The sequence below is a fragment of the Streptomyces marincola genome (assembly GCF_020410765.1).
GTDB classification, from domain to species: domain Bacteria; phylum Actinomycetota; class Actinomycetes; order Streptomycetales; family Streptomycetaceae; genus Streptomyces; species Streptomyces marincola.
The window spans coordinates 722841-738192 of record NZ_CP084541.1 but is presented as its reverse complement, the minus strand read 5'-3'; the positions used below and the strand labels follow the sequence as shown (position 1 = coordinate 738192).

Below are 15352 nucleotides of genomic sequence, written 5' to 3'. Positions count from 1 at the left end.
TTCACTGGCCTGGTCGTCCGTCGGTGGCGTCGGCCGGCCCGTCCCGGGCCCCGCCGCCACTAGCCGTCCGACCGCCCTCGTTCGTAACGCCGTATGCGCCGGTAGCCCGTGACCTCGCCGTCCGGCCCCACGGTGACTTCGTAGGTGGCCATCAGGCTCATGGTCTCCGGCACGCGGGCCAGTTCGAGAACCTCCGCGTCGAGCACCCAGCCGTCCCCCGACTTCTCCAGCCGGGTGACCGCCTCGGGGCGCAGGCCCGTCAGTTCGGCGAACTCCGCGCCCGCCGCGCGCATGACGTCGAGAACCGGACGAGGTCGGTCGTCGTCCTGTCTCTGTGCTTCCGTGTTTTTCTCTGCCATGGCTCTTGTCGGGTTCCTTCGCACGCGGCTGCCAAACGTGCGTTCTTCGCGGGCCCGGCCGCACGGCGGCGGCGCCCGGGGCGCGCGGCGCGTCGCCGCGGCAGGGGAACGGGGCCGGGCGGCGGCCCTGTTCGCGCTGGTCAGCGGGCAGTCGGGGGGCGCGCGCGGCCGGCGGCAAGGGCGGTGACGGGCCGGGAAGCGGAGGGCGGGAAGCGCCCGGCAGCGTGTCCCGCCGGCCGGCGGAAGGCGGTTGACGACGGCGGGGCCCGCCCGCCGAGAATTGCGTTGCGGCCCGCGGCCCCCGTTCGTAGCGTCGCCGCATGACCGAGGACTGGCTGCGCCACAACCGCGAGAACTGGGACGACCGGGTCGGCGTGCACGCCGCGAGCGACTTCTACGACCTGCCGGGCTTCCGGGCGGGCGAGGACCACCTGCGGCCGTTCGAGCCGGAGGAACTGGGTGACGTCTCAGGGCGCCGCCTGCTGCACCTCCAGTGCCACATGGGCCAGGACACGCTGTGCTGGGCGCGGCGCGGCGCCCGGGTCACCGGGCTCGACTTCTCCGCGCAGGCGGTGCGCACGGCCACCGGGCTCGCGGCCGACACCGGACTCGCGGACCGCGCCAGGTTCGTCGTCTCGGACGTCTACGACGCCGTCGCCGCGCTCGGCGGGGAGCGCTTCGACATCGTCTACACCGGCCTCGGCGCGCTGGCGTGGCTGCCCGACCTGCCGCGCTGGGCCGGCGTCGTCGCCGCGCTGCTGGCCGACGGCGGCACGCTGTACCTGGTGGAGTTCCACCCGTTCACCGAACTCCTCGCCGACGACGGGGCCTCGGTGGTCCGCGACTACTTCGAGCGCCAGGGCCAGGTCTACGACCACCCGTACACCTACACGGACGGGCCGCCGCTGACGCGGACCACGCAGGTGCAGTGGCACCACCCGCTGGGCGAGATCGTCAGCGCGCTCGCCGGGGCGGGCCTGCGCGTCGACTTCCTGCACGAGCACGCCACCACGACGTGGGCGCGCTTCCCCGCCCTCGAACGGGTCTCCGCCCGTGAGTACCGGTACCGGGCGGGCGAGCCGCGCGTGCCGCTGCTGTTCTCGCTGCGCGCGACCCGCCCCGCCTGACCGGCGCGGGGAGTGGCCCGGGGCCCGCCGCTCAGTCGCGAGCGGCGGGCGTCCCGTTGCCGCCTGCCCCGTTGGTGCCCGGGCCCGCGCCCGGCTCCGGGCCGACCTGCACGTCGACGCCGTTCGAACCGGGACCGATCCGCAGCTCGAAGTCGCCGTTGTACTTCTCGTGGCCGGCGATCACGGCCATCTCCACGGCCTCCTCGCCGCGCTCGCCCCGCAGGATGAGCGGGTCGCGCCGCAGGTCGCGCATCAGCGCCGCGCACAGGCCGACCATCACCAGGGTGAACGGCACGGCCGCGAGGATCGTCAGGTTCTGCAAGCCGTCGAGCGCTGTCTCGCCGTCCTCGCTGATCAGCAGCATGATGGCGGCGACGGCCCCGGTCAGGACGCCCCAGAAGACGACCAGGACGCGACCGGGTTCGAGCGCGCCGCGCTGGGAGAGCGTGCCCATGACGATGGACGCCGCGTCGGCGCCGGACACGAAGAAGATGCCGACGAGGACCATCACGAGGAGCGCGGTGACGCCGGCGAGCGGGTACTCGTTCAGCACGGCGAACAGCTGCCCCTCGGGGGTGGCCTCGGCCGTGATGTTCGCGCCGTTCTCCTCCTCGCGCATGCCGGTGCCGCCGAGGATGGCGAACCACAGCAGGCTCACCGTGCTCGGCACCAGGATCACACCGCCGACGAACTGCCTGACGGTGCGCCCCCGGCTGATGCGGGCGATGAACATGCCGACGAACGGCGTCCAGGAGATCCACCACGCCCAGTAGAAGACCGTCCAGCCCGACAGCCACTCCGCGATGCCCTCGCCGCCGCTCGCCTCGGTCCGCGCGGCCATGTCCGGCAGGTCGGAGAGGAACGTGCCGAGCGAGGTCGGGATCAGGTCGAGGATCAGCACCGTGGGGCCGACGACGAACAGGAACAGGGCGAGCACCGCGGCCAGCACCATGTTGATGTTGGAGAGCCACTGGATGCCCTTGGCGATGCCGGAGACGGCCGACAGCACGAAGGCCGTGGTCAGCACGGCGATGATGAGGACCAGCATGCCCGTGCCCACGCTGGACATCCAGTCCAGCTCCTCGATGCCGCTGCCGATCTGGAGGGCGCCGAGGCCGAGGGAGGCGGCCGAGCCGAAGAGGGTGGCGATGATGGCCAGGATGTCGATGGCCTTGCCGACGGCGCCGTTCGCGTGCCGCTCGCCGATGAGCGGCGTGAACACCGCGCTGATCGTCTGCCGCCGCTTGCGCCGGAACGTGCTGTAGGCGATGGCCATGCCGACCACCGCGTAGATCGCCCACGGGTGCAGCGTCCAGTGGAACAGCGAGGTCGCCAGGGCCGTGGCCATCGAGTCGCCGCTGTCCGCGGGCGCGGCGCCGGGCGGCGGGCTCACGTAGTGGCTCAGCGGCTCGTTGACACCGAAGAACATCAGGCCGATGCCCATCCCGGCGCTGAACATCATGGCGATCCAGGACACGGTCCTGAACTCCGGCTCCTCACCCTCCTTGCCCAGGGTGATCCGGCCGTACTTGCTGACGGCCAGCCACAGGGCGAAGACGACGAAACCCGAGGCCGCCAGGACGAACGCCCACCCGGCGTTGTGGATGACGCTGCTGAGCATGTCGCCCGAGACGTCGGCCAGCGATTCGGAGGACGAGGCGCCCCACAGCACGAACGCGAGCGTCACCGCGGCGGCGACCCCGAAGACGACCGGGTCCGTGTGCGGGCCGAGCAACGTTCGTCTCCGACCGCCCAGGACGGTCTCGCCTCTCTTGTCGCCTGGCACCCGTATCAATCCTTCCGTTCAACAACTGTCAGGAGGGCAGCCCGATACGGGGCCGCCCTGCGCATGCGCGGGCGGCTACCCGGTTTCGTCCCGAGCATGCGTACTTTTCTCGCACCTGGCAGCAGCGACACCTGCGGTGAATGGATGGAGTCACACGGTAGTCGCAAGGGTGGGCAAAACGCCCGGCGCCGCGCGTGGAAACGGAAGCGCGCGTTCAATAAATGAAGCCGAATCGTGATGTGTCACGGAGTGGACACGGGGGCGGCGGTCTGCGCGAGACCGGCCGCGAGGCGGCGCAGCAACGCCGCCAGCAACTCGTCGTCCCCGCTGCCCGGCAGCGCCGCCCACGCCGCGCGCGCCCGCCCGTCCAGCTCCTCCCACCGCGCGGTGCCGCGCGGCGTGAGCGCGGCGAGCACGCGCCGCCGGTCCATCGGGTCGACGCGCCGGTGCACCAGCCCGTCGTCGACGAGCTGGTCCATCAGCCGGGTCAGGGTGGGCGGCGGCAGCAGCACGCGGTCGGCGATGGCCGTCATGCCGTGCCCCTCGCCGTCGGCCAGCAGCGACATCACGCGCCAGGCGTCGACGGAGCAGCCGGCCTCGTCCAGGACCTGCCGCAGCCGCCGCACGGCCAGCCGCTCCGCCCGGGTCAGCAGGGCCACCAGTTCAACAGACATCGCCCCTCAGCCCCTCACCTTCCACGCCCGGTGGGCCCCACCCATGGTACGAACCCCCACCGCCGGTCACGGCCGCGGCCGTTGCGCCGGCCCCGGCGACGTGGAGGGCGGCGCGGCGCGCGCGGCATCATGGGGCGGTGACACCCGTCGACCGCCCCCGGCCGCTGAGTGCCTCGGACGACGTGCTCGGGGTGGCGCTCGTCGTGCCCCGGCAGGGCCCCGCGGGGATCTTCGGGCCCGCGTGCGAGCTGTGCGCGCGGCTCGCGGCCGACGAGGTCAACGCGGCCGGCGGCGTGCTCGGTCGCGAACTGCGGCTGGTGACCGTGGACGGCGGGGCGCCGCCGCGGCTGGTCGCCGACGAGGTCGCGGCGCTCGTGGCGGCGGGCATCGTGCGGGGGGTGACCGGCTGGCACATCTCGTCCGTGCGCCAGGCGCTCGCGCCGCGCATCGCGCGGCGGGTGCCCTATGTGTATACGGCGTTGTACGAGGGCGGCGAGGACACCGCGGGCGTCTACCTCACCAGCGAGACGCCCGAGGGGCAGCTGCGGCCGGCGATGCGGCTGCTCGCCGCGGAGCGGCGGGTGCGCCGCTGGTACGTGGTCGGCAACGACTACATCTGGCCCCGGCGCACCGCGCGCGCCGCGCACGCCTACGCGCGCGAGAGCGGGGGCCGGATCTGCGGCGAGAGCTATCTGCCGCTTGGCACCGAGGACTTCGCCGCCGCCCTGCGCGGCGTCGAGCGGCAGGCCGCGGACGCCGTGCTGATGCTGCTCGTCGGCAGTGACGCCGTGCGGTTCAACCGGGCGTTCGCCGCCGCGGGCCTCGACGGGGCCTGCCTGCGGCTGAGCACCCTGATGGACGAGAACATGCTGCTGGCCAGCGGCCCCGACGCCACGCGCGGGCTCAGCGCGACCGCCGGGTTCTTCGGTGCCCTCGCCACCGCCGACACCCTCGACTTCCACGGGCGCTGGGCCGCCAGGTTCGGCCTCGGGGCGCCGGCGCCCAGCGCGCTGGGGGAGTCCTGCTACGAGGGCGTGCTGCTGCTCGCGGCGCTCCTCAACCGCGCGGGGTCCTGGTCGGTGCCCGCGATCGAGGGCGCGGTCGGCGAGGTCGCGTGGGAGGGGGCGCGCGGACTGCTGCGGCTCACCGGCCGGCATGCCAGGCAGCGCATCTACCTCGCGGAGGCCGACGGCCTCGACTTCGCCGTCACCGCCGACCTCGACGGCTGGAGCGGGCCGCCCGAACGCCCGTGATACTTCCGAACGGAAGTATTAATGGCCGTGAAATCCCCGGGAAACAGGCGGCTTTGAAGCTGTGGCGTGCCCACGCCGGGCACCGCGGCCCGGCTCCCCACCCCCCGCAGTCCCGTCCCGCAAGGGGACAAGGAGGACGGACATGCCCAGATCCCGGGGATCCCGCCGCCTGAGAACCGCGCTCGCCCTGTTCGCCGCCGTCCTGCTGACGGCCTGCGGCGCGCGGACCGGCGAGTACACCCCGACCGGCTCCGCCGCCGAGGTCGACACCTCGGGCGACACCGTCAAGGTCGGCCTGCTCAACTCACTCTCCGGAACCATGGCGATCAGCGAGGTCACCGTCCGCGACGCGCTGATGCTCGCCATCGACGAGATCAACGCCGAGGGCGGCGTGCTCGGCAAGCAGATCGAGCCGGTCAGCGAGGACGGCGCGTCCGACTGGCCGACGTTCGCGGAGAAGTCCGAGAAGCTGATCCAGCAGGACGGGGTGGCCGCCGTGTTCGGCTGCTGGACCTCGGCCAGCCGCAAGGCCGTCCTGCCCGTCTTCGAGCGCCACGACGCGCTCCTCTTCTACCCCGTGCAGTACGAGGGCCTTGAGCAGTCGCCGAACATCTTCTACACCGGCGCCACCACCAACCAGCAGATCGTTCCCGCCCTCGACTACCTGCGCGAGGTGGAGGACGTCCAGTCGCTCTACCTGGTCGGCAGCGACTACGTGTTCCCGCGCATCGCCAACCGCGTCATCAGGGCCTACGCCGAGGAGCACGGCATCGAGATCCTCGGTGAGGACTACGCGCCGCTGGGCGCCACCGAGTTCGCCACGATCGCCAACAAGGTCGAGGCGGCGGGCGCCGACGCGGTGTTCAACACCCTCAACGGCGACAGCAACGTCTCCTTCTTCCGCGAGTACCGGGCGTTCGGGCTCACCGCGGAGACGATGCCGGTGCTGTCGGTGTCCATCGCCGAGGAAGAAGTGCGCGGCATCGGAGCCGAGACGCTGGAGGGGCAACTGACGTCCTGGAACTACTACCAGACCACCGAGGGCGCCACCAACGAGCGCTTCGTCGCGGCCTACCAGGAACGCTACGGGTCCGACCGGCCCACATCCGACCCCATGGAGGCCGCCTACACCTCCGTGCACCTGTGGGCCGCGATGGTCGAGAAGGCCGGGTCGTTCGACGTCGCCGACGTCAGGGCCGCCGCCGACGGCATCACGTTCGACGCGCCCGAGGGCACCGTCACCGTCGACGGCGCGACGCAGCACATCCACAAGACCAACCGCATCGGCCGCATCGGCGCCGACGGGCTGATCACGGAGGTGTGGCGCTCGGAGGAGCCCATCCGCCCCGACCCCTTCCTGCGCGCCTACGACTGGGCACGCGGCCTCTCGGCGGGTGAGGCGCCGTGACCGTCATCCTCAGCCAGTCCTTCACGGGCATCAGCATCGGCGCGGTCCTGCTGCTCATCGCGCTCGGCCTGTCGCTGACGTTCGGGCAGATGGGCGTGATCAACATGGCCCACGGCGAGTTCATCATGGCCGGCGCCTACACCGTCTACCTGCTCCAGGGCCCCATCTCCTCGGCCGGCGTCTCGCTGCTGCTCGCCCTGCCGGTGGCGTTCCTCGTGGCCGGCGCCATGGGCGCGCTGCTCGAATGGCTCCTCATCCGGCGGCTGTACGCGAGGCCGCTGGACACCCTGCTGGTCACCTGGGGCATCTCGCTGATGCTCCAGCAACTGGCCCGCGACCTGTTCGGGGCGCCCAACGTCCACGCCGAGGCGCCCGGCTGGCTCTCAGGACGGATCACCCTGTTCGGCGGCGACGACCCGCTGACCCTGCCGCACGCACGGCTGTTCATCCTGGCCCTGGCGCTGTCCGCCGTGGTCGTGCTGACCCTCGTCCTGCGCCGCACCCCGCTGGGCCGCCGCATCAGGGCGGTCGTGCAGCACCGCGACCTCGCCGAGGCGTCCGGGATCGCCACCGCGCGCGTGGACCGGATCACGTTCTTCATCGGCTCGGGCCTCGCCGGGCTGGCCGGCGTCGCCCTCACCCTCGTCGGCCCGATCGGCCCGACGATGGGCACCAACGTGATCATCGACGCGTTCCTCGTCATCGTCGTCGGCGGCATCGGGCAGTTGCGCGGCGCGGTCGTCGCGGCGTTCGCGCTCGGGGTCCTCCAGGCGGTCATGGAGTACTCCACGACCGTCAGCGTCGCCCGCGTGACCGTGCTGATCGCCATCGTCGCGTTCCTGCAATGGCGCCCCCAAGGCATCCACACCCTGCGCACCCGGAGCCTGGCATGACCGACCTCCTCACGCGCCGGCGGGCCCTGATCGGCTACGCCGCCGCCGCGGTGCTGCTGTTCGCGCTCGCGCCGCTCGTCCTCTCCGACTTCCGCCTCGGGCAGTTCTCCCGCTACCTGTGCTTCGCCATCGTCGCCGTGGGCATCTCCCTGGCCTGGGGCCGCGGCGGCATGCTCGTCCTCGGCCAGGGGCTGTTCTTCGGGCTCGGCGGCTACGCCATGGCCATGCACATGAAGCTCGCCGACGCGGGCGACGGCGGCCTGCCCGACTTCATGCTGCTGTACGGAACGGCCGAGGCGCTGCCGTGGTGGTGGGAGCCGTTCCGCTCGCCCGTCGTGGCGCTGGCCGCCGTGCTGCTGCTGCCGATGGGACTGGCCGCGGTCATCGGCTGGTTCGTCTTCAGACGCCGGGTGCGCGGCGCCTACTTCGCCATCCTCAGCCAGGCGCTGGCGGCGGCGTTCGCGATCCTGCTCATCGGCCAGCAGACCACCACGGGCGGCGCCAACGGCCTGACCGACTTCCAGGGGTTCTTCGGCTACTCGCTGCTCGACCCCGCCAACCGGCGCACGGTGTACTTCGTGATCGCCGGCACGCTGCTCGCGCTGATGCTGCTGACCCGGCAGCTGTTCCGCAGCCGCTACGGCGAACTCCTCGTCGCCGTGCGGGACTCCGAGGAACGCGTCCGGTTCCTCGGCTACGACCCCGCCCTGGTCAAACTGGCCGCCTACGTGCTCTCGGCCGGGATGGCGGGCATCGCGGGCGCCCTGTTCGTGCCCGCCGTCGGCATCATCTCCCCGGCGCTGATCGGCATCGTGCCGTCCATCCAGTTCGTCATCGGCGCCGCCATCGGCGGGCGCGCCAGCATCGCGGGCGCCGTCATCGGCGCCGTCGCGGTCGCCTGGGCCCAGACCACCCTGTCCGAGGAGTTCCCCTCCGCCTGGACCTACTTCCAGGGCGGCCTGTTCGTCCTGGTGATCGCCTTCCTGCCGGGCGGCATCGCCTCCCTGTGGCACCTCGCCGCCCGGCGCCGCCCCCGTACCGAGACGGTGATGGCCGCATGACCGCGACTGCCCTGAAGGACCTGGAGATCACCGACCTGCGGGTCTCGTTCGACGGCTTCACGGCCGTGGACGGGGCCGCCCTGCGCGTCGGCCCGGGCGACCTGCGCTTCCTCATCGGGCCCAACGGCGCGGGCAAGACGACCCTCGTGGACGCCGTCACCGGCCTGGCCAAGGCCACGGGCACGGTCCGCTTCGGCCCGCACGACCTGCTCGGCCGCCCCGTGCACCGCATCGCGCGCCTGGGCATCGGGCGCACGTTCCAGACCGCGACCGTCTTCGAGAACCTGAGCGTGCTGGCGAACCTCGACATCGCCGCCGGCGCGGCACGGCGCCCGCACACCCTGCTGCGCCGCCGCCGCGGCGTTCCCGAGGAGATCGAGCACGCGCTGGAGACCACGGGCCTCGCCGCCGCACGCGACCGGCAGGCCGGGGTCCTCTCGCACGGCCAGAAGCAGTGGCTGGAAATCGGCATGCTGCTCGTGCAGAACGTGCAACTCCTGCTGCTGGATGAGCCGGTGGCCGGCATGAGCCACGAGGAACGCGAGCAGACCGGCCAGTTGCTGCGCCGGATCGGACAGGACCGCACGATCGTCGTCATCGAGCACGACATGGACTTCGTGCGCACGTTCGCGACGAGTGTCACCGTGCTGCACGCCGGGCGGGTGCTGAGCGAGGGCACCGTCGCGCAGGTGCGGGCCGACCCGCGCGTGCAGGAGGTCTACCTCGGGGAAACGGGCGCCCCCGTGGGCGCGGACAGGGAGGCGTGATGCTCGCGATCACCGGCCTGGTGGCCGGCTACGGCCGCACCACCGTGCTGCACGGCGTCGACCTGGCCGTGCCGGCCGACGGCGTCGCCACCGTTCTCGGCCACAACGGCGCGGGCAAGTCCACGCTGCTGCGCGCCGCGCTCGGCCTGATCCGGCCGCGCGCCGGCACCGTCACCCTCGACGGCGAGGACGTCACGAAGCTCCCGGCGCACCGGCGGGTGCGGCGCGGCATGGCCTATGTGCCGCAGGGGCAGCAGAGCTTCCCGCAGCTGACCGCGATGGAGAACCTGCGCCTGGTCGCCGACGGCCGCAAGGACGGCAGGGCGGCGCTGGACGAGGCGCTGGACCTGTTCCCCGCGCTGCGCACCGCGGGCGGCAGGGGAGCGGGGCTGCTCTCGGGCGGGCAGCGCCAGCAACTGGCCATCGCCAGGGCCCTGATCACCCGCCCGCGGCTGCTGCTGCTCGACGAGCCGACCGAGGGCATCCAGCCCTCTGTGGTCGCCGGGATCCAGCGGACGATCATGGAACTGAGCCGGCGCGGCGGCCTCTCGGTGCTGCTCGTGGAGCAGCACGTGGGGTTCGCGCTGCGGGCCGCGGAGCGGTACTACGTGCTGGAGGCCGGCCGGGTCACCTCGTCGGGCAGCGGCGACGAGCACGCGGAGGCCGCCGTCCGGCAGGCGCTGAGCGTGTGAGGCGGGCCGCGCCGGGTGCGACGCGGCGGAACGGCGGGCGGCCGAAGGCCGTTCAGTCCCGGTCCGCCGCGTCCGGCAGCGGCGTCAGCACGCGGGTGCCGGTCTGGAGGTAGATCACCGAGCTGCGGAACCCCACCACCTCCCTGCGGGCGCTGAACCGGTCCATCAGGAAGGCGTGCAGCCGTTCGATGTCGGGAACGGCCACGTGCACCACGAAGTCGTCGTCCCCCGAGACGACGAACACCGACAGCACTTCCGGCAGGTGCGTCAGATAGGTCTGGAATCCGCTGATCACCTCCCGGCTCAGCGGGCGCAGCCGCGCGAACACGAGGGCCTGGAGCGACCGGCCGAGCGCGCGCGGCTCGACCGCCGCGTGGTAGCCGGTGATCACCCCCCGGGCGCGCAGCCCGCGCACCCGCTCCAGGCAGGTGGAGGGCGCGATCCCGACCAGCCGGGCCAACTCCCGGTTGGTCAGCCGTGCGTCGCGCTGGAGATGCGTCAGGATCGCCGAATCTATGCCGTCCACGGCCGCCATTGTGCACCCGGGACCGAACGACGTTCGGCGCGGTCCCCGAACGGCCGTTCCGCGGGCTACGTTCAGGAACGCCCTTACGGTGCGAGAGGAGCACATCACCGCGATGACGACTGTGCCCGACCACTACGACCACCTGCTCGCCGAGCACTACACCTGGATGCTGGGCGGTGACGTCCGGGCGCTGGCCGACGCCCAGCGGGAGTTCCTGACGCGCCTGGGGGTCGGCGCCCCAGGCGCGGACGCCCTGGCCGTCGACCTCGGCTGCGGCCCGGGGCACACCGCGCTGGCCCTGGCCGACCTGGGCTTCGACCCGGTGCTCGCCGTCGACCTCAGCCGGCCGCTGCTCGACGAGCTGGCCGCGCACACCGCGGAACGGCCCGCCGTGCGGCCGGTGCGGGCCGACCTGCGGAGCGCGCTGCCCGAGCTGGTGCGGCCCGGCTCGGCCGAACTCGTGGTCTGCCTGGGCGACACCCTCACCCACCTGCCGACGCGCGGTGACGTGGCCGCCCTGCTCAACCAGGTGGCCGACGCCCTCGCCCCCGGCGGCACCGCCGTGCTGGCCTACCGCGACCTGACCGTGCCGCTCACCGGGACCGACCGCTTCCTGCCGGTGCGGGCGACGGCGGACCGGATCATGACCTGCTTCCTCGAATACCCGGCGGACTACGACGGCTACACGGTGCTCGTGCACGACCTGATCCACACCAGGCCGGGCCCCGGCGGCGACTGGAGCCTGCGGAGCGGCAGTTACCGCAAGCTGCGGCTGGCCCACGCCTGGGTGCTCGACCAGTGCCGCGGCTCCGGGCTGCGGGTGGTCGCCGAGCGCGCCGAGCCGGGCGGCATGCACACCGCCGTGCTCCGCAGGCCCGGATGAGGGCCGGGGCCGACGAGATCGACGGGGCCGTGGCCGGGCCGGGCGGGCGACCGGCGCGCGGCGCCGGTCAGTCGCCCGCGGGGCAGACCACCTCGTCGCGCGGCACGTAGTGGGTGCGGAACGTCTCGCGCCCCGTCTCGCGCCCGTCCTCGACGAACACCCGGTCCACCTCGACGTCGAAGCCCTCCAGCGGCGGCTGCGGCACGCACTCCTCGCCCTCGCCCTCGCGGCGCTCCGGCTGGGTGACGTTCTCGCGCGGGCCGGTCTCGGACCTGACCTCGTCGTACCGCTTGGTCCCGAGGAACGTCACGGTCACCGAGCTGTCGGTGGCGCTCGCCAGGATGTACAGGGCGTTCCCCGAGTCGTTGAGGAAGCGCAGGTCGAGGCTGCCCCAGGCGACGGTCGCCTCCCGGCCCTCGGGGTAGCGCTCGATGTAGAACGAATGGGCGCCGTACTCCACCGGGTCGACCCCGGCGAAGAAGATCGCGTTGAACATGGTGGTCGCCACCGCCGAGACGCCGCCGCCCTGGGCGCGCTCGTAGCGGTCGTTCATGATGATGACGCCCTCGACGAAGCCGTTCTCCTCGGTGCGTTCGCCGACCGTGTCGTTGAAACTCCAGGTCTCGCCCGCGGGCACGAGGGAGCCGTTGATGAGTTCCGCGGCGCGGCCGATGTTGGTCGTGCGGTAGGCGGCGGGCTCGAAGTCGACCGTGAACGAGGACATCTCCTCGACGATGCCGAGGTCGCGGTAGTTGTCCGCGCTCAGTCGCGGTTCGACCGTCTCGGTCGCCAGCGTTCCGGTGCGCGCGGCCGTGCCCTGCCCGGTGAGCAGCGGCAGCACGACGTCCCCCAGGCCGTCGGTGACGATCCGGCGGCCGTCGGAGCCGCCCTCCGCCACCACCTGCCCGCCGCTGAGGCGCAGCGTCGCGTCGGTGGGCTCGTCGGCGGCCTCGGCGAACGGCCCTGCCAGCCGTTCGTCGCCCGCGAGCCCCGCGCCGTCCAGCGAAGGGGACAGGCGGCCCGAGTCGTCGGCGGTCATCGCGAGGTGGTCGCCGGTGACCTCGGGCGGTATCGCGATCGTGGCGTCGCCCGCGGTGAGCAGCACGGGCGCGGACATGGCCGGGTCGGCGAACTCCTCGACCGCGCGCGCCACCTCGTCCGCGTCCGTGGCCGGCTCCGCGGCCGTGACGGGGAGCCGCAGCGGCTCGTCGGCCGCCTCAGGATCCGGCAGGAAACCGTCGCGCAGCAGCCCGAGCGAGGCGTCGATGTCGAGGGCCACACCCGGGCGCGGCTCGGTCACCACGACCTCGCCGTCCTCGAAGGCGACGGCGCCCTCCCGCACGGTGGTGTCGGACTCCTCGGCGAGCGCGGTGAGCGCGGCGCGGCCCGCCGCCTCGTCCTGCCGCACCACCGGTTCGAGCGACCCGCCCCCGGAGCCGAGCAGGCGGCCGAGCAGTCCTGGCCGTGCCGCGCGGTCCACGGTCGCGGCGGCGTCGAAGCTGAGCCCCGCCGCGGCCGGGTCCAGCTCGCGGGTCCGCCCCTCGGCCGCCCCTCCGGACTCGTCCGCGGCGATCAGGACCTCGACGGGTGCGGCGGCGTCCGCGGCCAGCTCGCGTTCAAGGCGCTCGCGCGCGGCCTCGGGGGACAGCCCGCCGATGTCGACGCCGCGCACGCTGGTGCCCGAGGCTATGTCCCCGCCGAGCGCGAGGGAGCCGGCCAGGTACAGGCCGCCCATGCCGAGCGCGATGCCGCCGCCGAGCAGGACCTGGCGCGGCACGCGGGACCGGAGCGGCAGGCGCCGCGGGCCGGGAACGCGGGGCGGCCGGGGCGGTGGCGGAGGTATGAAGGCCACGGAACTCCCTCGGGGCGTCGCACGGGGCGGCGGGACGCGAGGAAGCCTAGCAACGGGCGTCAGCCGGCAGGAACGGCACGGTACCCGGAAGCGCCCCAGGCGGGCATACCGCGCCACCTGCCGGAAAGCGGCTGCCGGGAGGCGGGAGGAGCGGGTGCGCGGGACGGCGGCGGACGGGGGCGTGCGCCCGGCGGGCGCGCGGGGGTGCCAGGGTCAGGGGCGTATCTCGGCCCAGACCGTACAGCCCGTCGCGCGGTCCGGGGCGATGACGCCCCACCGGGCCGCGAGCGCGTCGAGCAGCAGCAGGCCGCGCCCGTGCTCCGCGTCGGCGTCGGCGGGGTGCGGGGCGCGCTTGGCCAGTCCTGGGCCCTGGTCGGTGACCTCGATGAGCAGGCGCAGCGCCCCGGTGGCCTCGATCCTGCACCGCACCACGTCACTGTCCGTGTGCACAATGGCATTGGTGAACAGTTCGGAAATGACCAGTTCCGCCGTGTCCTTGATCGTGTCGGGCAGTCCCCAGTGCCCGACGCGCAGGGCGATCCTGCTGCGCGCCGCGGCCACGGAGGCGGCGAGCGCGGGCAGTTCGAAACGTTCGCCGCGCCGGGTGGAGTGCGGCGGCGCCGAAGCGGGAAGCGGTCGGGGGAGCGGCAGCGGTGTCGTGCCGTGAAGTGGGGACACGGTGCTGGTCGCCTTCCGTGGTACCGAAGCCATCGTGAGCCGGGTCACCCGACAACTATGCGCACCCGTACGCGCATTGCGCAAGCGGAGTTCTGCGATTTGCAGAAAGCGAAGCGACGTCTGTCGATGCCACTACCGGGTGTGGCAAACTTCTTCCGTACCAACGCGGCCGTATGTGCGGCCGTATGTACGGCGGATCGAAGTCGGCGCTGGGAGGCGACGTGGCAGAGGCGCGGTCGGGACCGACCGTGGGGCAGATCGTCCTCGGGCTGCGCCTGCGCGACCTGCGGGAGCGGGCCGGGTGCTCGTTCGGTGACGCGGCTGCCGCCCTGAGCGTGAACACCACGACCGTGCGGCGCATGGAGAAGGCCGAGGTCGGTCTCAAGCCGCTGTACGTCAAGGCGCTGCTGGAGCGGTACGACGTGCCCGCGGCCGAGGCCGAATCGTTCCTTCACCTGGTGGAGGAGGCGAACAGGCCCGGCTGGTGGCACCGCTTCCGCGACGTGCTGCCCGACTGGTTCAGCCTCTACGTGAGCCTTGAGGGCGAGGCCAGCCTGATCCGCGCCTACGAGCCGCACTGCGTTCCCGGCCTGTTGCAGACCGAGGACTACGCGCGCGTGCTGCTGCGCACCGGTTTCCCGAACGCCCCGCAGAAGGAGATCGAGCGCCGGGTCGCGCTGCGCATGGAGCGCCAGGAATTGCTCTCCCGCCAACGGGCCCCCTTGCTGTGGGCCGTGGTCGAGGAGCAGGTTCTGCGCCGGCGTGTCGGAGAGCCATCCGTCATGCGCGGGCAGATCGACCGGCTGATCGAGGCGACGGCGCTGCCGAACGTCACGCTTCAGATCATGCCGTTCAGTGCCGGTCCGCATCCCGGCATGTTCGGGCCGTTCCAGCTGTTCCGGTTCGAGATCCCGGAACTGCCCGACATCATCTACGCCGAGAGCCTGACCGGCGCGGTCTACCACGACGAGAGACCCGACACCGTCGCGTACCTCGAAGTGCTCGACCGCTTGGGTGCGCAAGCCGCACCGGTTCACGACACCGAGGCGATTCTCGGTGCGATTCGCAAGGAGCTCTGACCGCATGAGTGACCACAAGCGTCAACCGCCTGCCTCGACGGGGCATATATACAACGGCATGCCCGCCGGTGAGCTGGGGACCGAAGGCTGGCGCAAGCCGTGGAGCGGCCCGAACGGCGGCAACTGCGTGGAGGCGCTGAAGCTGGCCGACGGCCGGGTCGCCCTGCGGCAGTCCACCGACCCGGAGGGCCCGGCGCTGATCTACACGGTGCACGAGATCGAGACGTTCATCAGCGGAGCCAAGCGGGGAGAAGCGGACTTCCTGTTCGCCTGACCGGCGGGGCCGCGCCACCGGCAGGACCGGGGCGGGCGAG

At 72.8% G+C, this 15352-nt stretch carries 16 protein-coding genes; 10 read left to right on the top strand and 6 right to left on the bottom strand.

Translation table 11 applies throughout. The features are described 5' to 3' along the window. Nucleotides 1-59 precede the first annotated feature (59 nt). The gene (gene gvpO, locus LC193_RS03095) at nt 60-359 is read right to left on the bottom strand and encodes a gas vesicle protein GvpO (RefSeq protein ID WP_226071235.1); all 300 of its coding nucleotides are present in this window, start codon (nt 357-359) and stop codon (nt 60-62) included. 320 nt (nt 360-679) lie between these two features. Between gvpO and LC193_RS03090 the strand changes: the two genes are divergently transcribed. Then, the gene (locus LC193_RS03090) at nt 680-1486 is read left to right on the top strand and encodes a class I SAM-dependent methyltransferase (RefSeq protein ID WP_226071233.1); all 807 of its coding nucleotides are present in this window, start codon (nt 680-682) and stop codon (nt 1484-1486) included. Between the two features lie 31 nt (nt 1487-1517). Here the strand turns inward: LC193_RS03090 and LC193_RS03085 are convergent, their stop codons facing one another. Both LC193_RS03085 and LC193_RS03080 read right to left on the bottom strand, forming a co-directional pair. Then, nucleotides 1518-3272, bottom strand: a complete 1755-nt coding sequence (locus tag LC193_RS03085) for a BCCT family transporter (RefSeq protein WP_226071231.1) — start codon at nt 3270-3272, stop codon at nt 1518-1520. A 242-nt stretch (nt 3273-3514) separates the two neighbouring features. Then, on the bottom strand, nt 3515-3946 hold the full coding sequence (locus tag LC193_RS03080) for a MarR family winged helix-turn-helix transcriptional regulator (RefSeq protein ID WP_226071228.1): 432 nt from the start codon (nt 3944-3946) through the stop codon (nt 3515-3517). Between the two features lie 137 nt (nt 3947-4083). Between LC193_RS03080 and LC193_RS03075 the strand changes: the two genes are divergently transcribed. The 6 genes from LC193_RS03075 (at nt 4084) to urtE (ending at nt 10020) form a co-directional block, all read left to right on the top strand. Beyond that, the gene (locus LC193_RS03075) at nt 4084-5199 is read left to right on the top strand and encodes a substrate-binding domain-containing protein (protein ID WP_226071226.1); all 1116 of its coding nucleotides are present in this window, start codon (nt 4084-4086) and stop codon (nt 5197-5199) included. A gap of 142 nt (nt 5200-5341) precedes the next feature. Next, on the top strand, nt 5342-6607 hold the full coding sequence (gene urtA, locus LC193_RS03070; protein ID WP_226071225.1) for an urea ABC transporter substrate-binding protein: 1266 nt from the start codon (nt 5342-5344) through the stop codon (nt 6605-6607). Next, nucleotides 6604-7500, top strand: a complete 897-nt coding sequence (gene urtB / locus LC193_RS03065) for an urea ABC transporter permease subunit UrtB (RefSeq protein ID WP_226071223.1) — start codon at nt 6604-6606, stop codon at nt 7498-7500. The genes urtA and urtB overlap by 4 nt, the downstream gene beginning before the upstream one ends. Beyond that, entirely contained in the window at nt 7497-8561 is a 1065-nt protein-coding gene (gene urtC / locus LC193_RS03060) for an urea ABC transporter permease subunit UrtC (protein ID WP_226071221.1), read from the top strand. The genes urtB and urtC overlap by 4 nt, the downstream gene beginning before the upstream one ends. Then, entirely contained in the window at nt 8558-9328 is a 771-nt protein-coding gene (urtD, locus tag LC193_RS03055; protein ID WP_226071219.1) for an urea ABC transporter ATP-binding protein UrtD, read from the top strand. Before urtC ends, urtD begins: the two co-directional genes overlap by 4 nt. Continuing rightward, on the top strand, nt 9328-10020 hold the full coding sequence (gene urtE / locus LC193_RS03050) for an urea ABC transporter ATP-binding subunit UrtE (protein ID WP_226071217.1): 693 nt from the start codon (nt 9328-9330) through the stop codon (nt 10018-10020). The genes urtD and urtE overlap by 1 nt, the downstream gene beginning before the upstream one ends. Before the next feature lie 52 nt (nt 10021-10072). Here the strand turns inward: urtE and LC193_RS03045 are convergent, their stop codons facing one another. Further along, on the bottom strand, nt 10073-10555 hold the full coding sequence (locus LC193_RS03045) for an Lrp/AsnC family transcriptional regulator (protein WP_404819337.1): 483 nt from the start codon (nt 10553-10555) through the stop codon (nt 10073-10075). 103 nt (nt 10556-10658) lie between these two features. Here LC193_RS03045 and LC193_RS03040 point away from each other — a divergent pair, with 103 nt between their 5' ends. Further along, a complete protein-coding gene (locus LC193_RS03040) occupies nt 10659-11429 on the top strand; it encodes a class I SAM-dependent methyltransferase (RefSeq protein ID WP_226071213.1) in 771 nt (256 codons plus the stop codon). Nucleotides 11430-11496: 67 nt separating this feature from the next. Here the strand turns inward: LC193_RS03040 and LC193_RS03035 are convergent, their stop codons facing one another. Further along, nucleotides 11497-13281, bottom strand: a complete 1785-nt coding sequence (locus LC193_RS03035) for a VanW family protein (RefSeq protein WP_318842124.1) — start codon at nt 13279-13281, stop codon at nt 11497-11499. Nucleotides 13282-13494: 213 nt separating this feature from the next. Continuing rightward, nucleotides 13495-13959, bottom strand: coding sequence for an ATP-binding protein (locus LC193_RS03030; RefSeq protein WP_226071211.1), 465 nt, complete (start codon nt 13957-13959; stop codon nt 13495-13497). Between the two features lie 221 nt (nt 13960-14180). On the opposite strand from LC193_RS03030, the gene LC193_RS03025 reads away from it, so the two are divergent. Continuing rightward, a complete protein-coding gene (locus LC193_RS03025) occupies nt 14181-15038 on the top strand; it encodes a helix-turn-helix domain-containing protein (protein ID WP_226071209.1) in 858 nt (285 codons plus the stop codon). A gap of 4 nt (nt 15039-15042) precedes the next feature. Continuing rightward, nucleotides 15043-15312, top strand: coding sequence for a DUF397 domain-containing protein (locus LC193_RS03020; protein WP_226071207.1), 270 nt, complete (start codon nt 15043-15045; stop codon nt 15310-15312). Nucleotides 15313-15352: the final 40 nt, after the last annotated feature.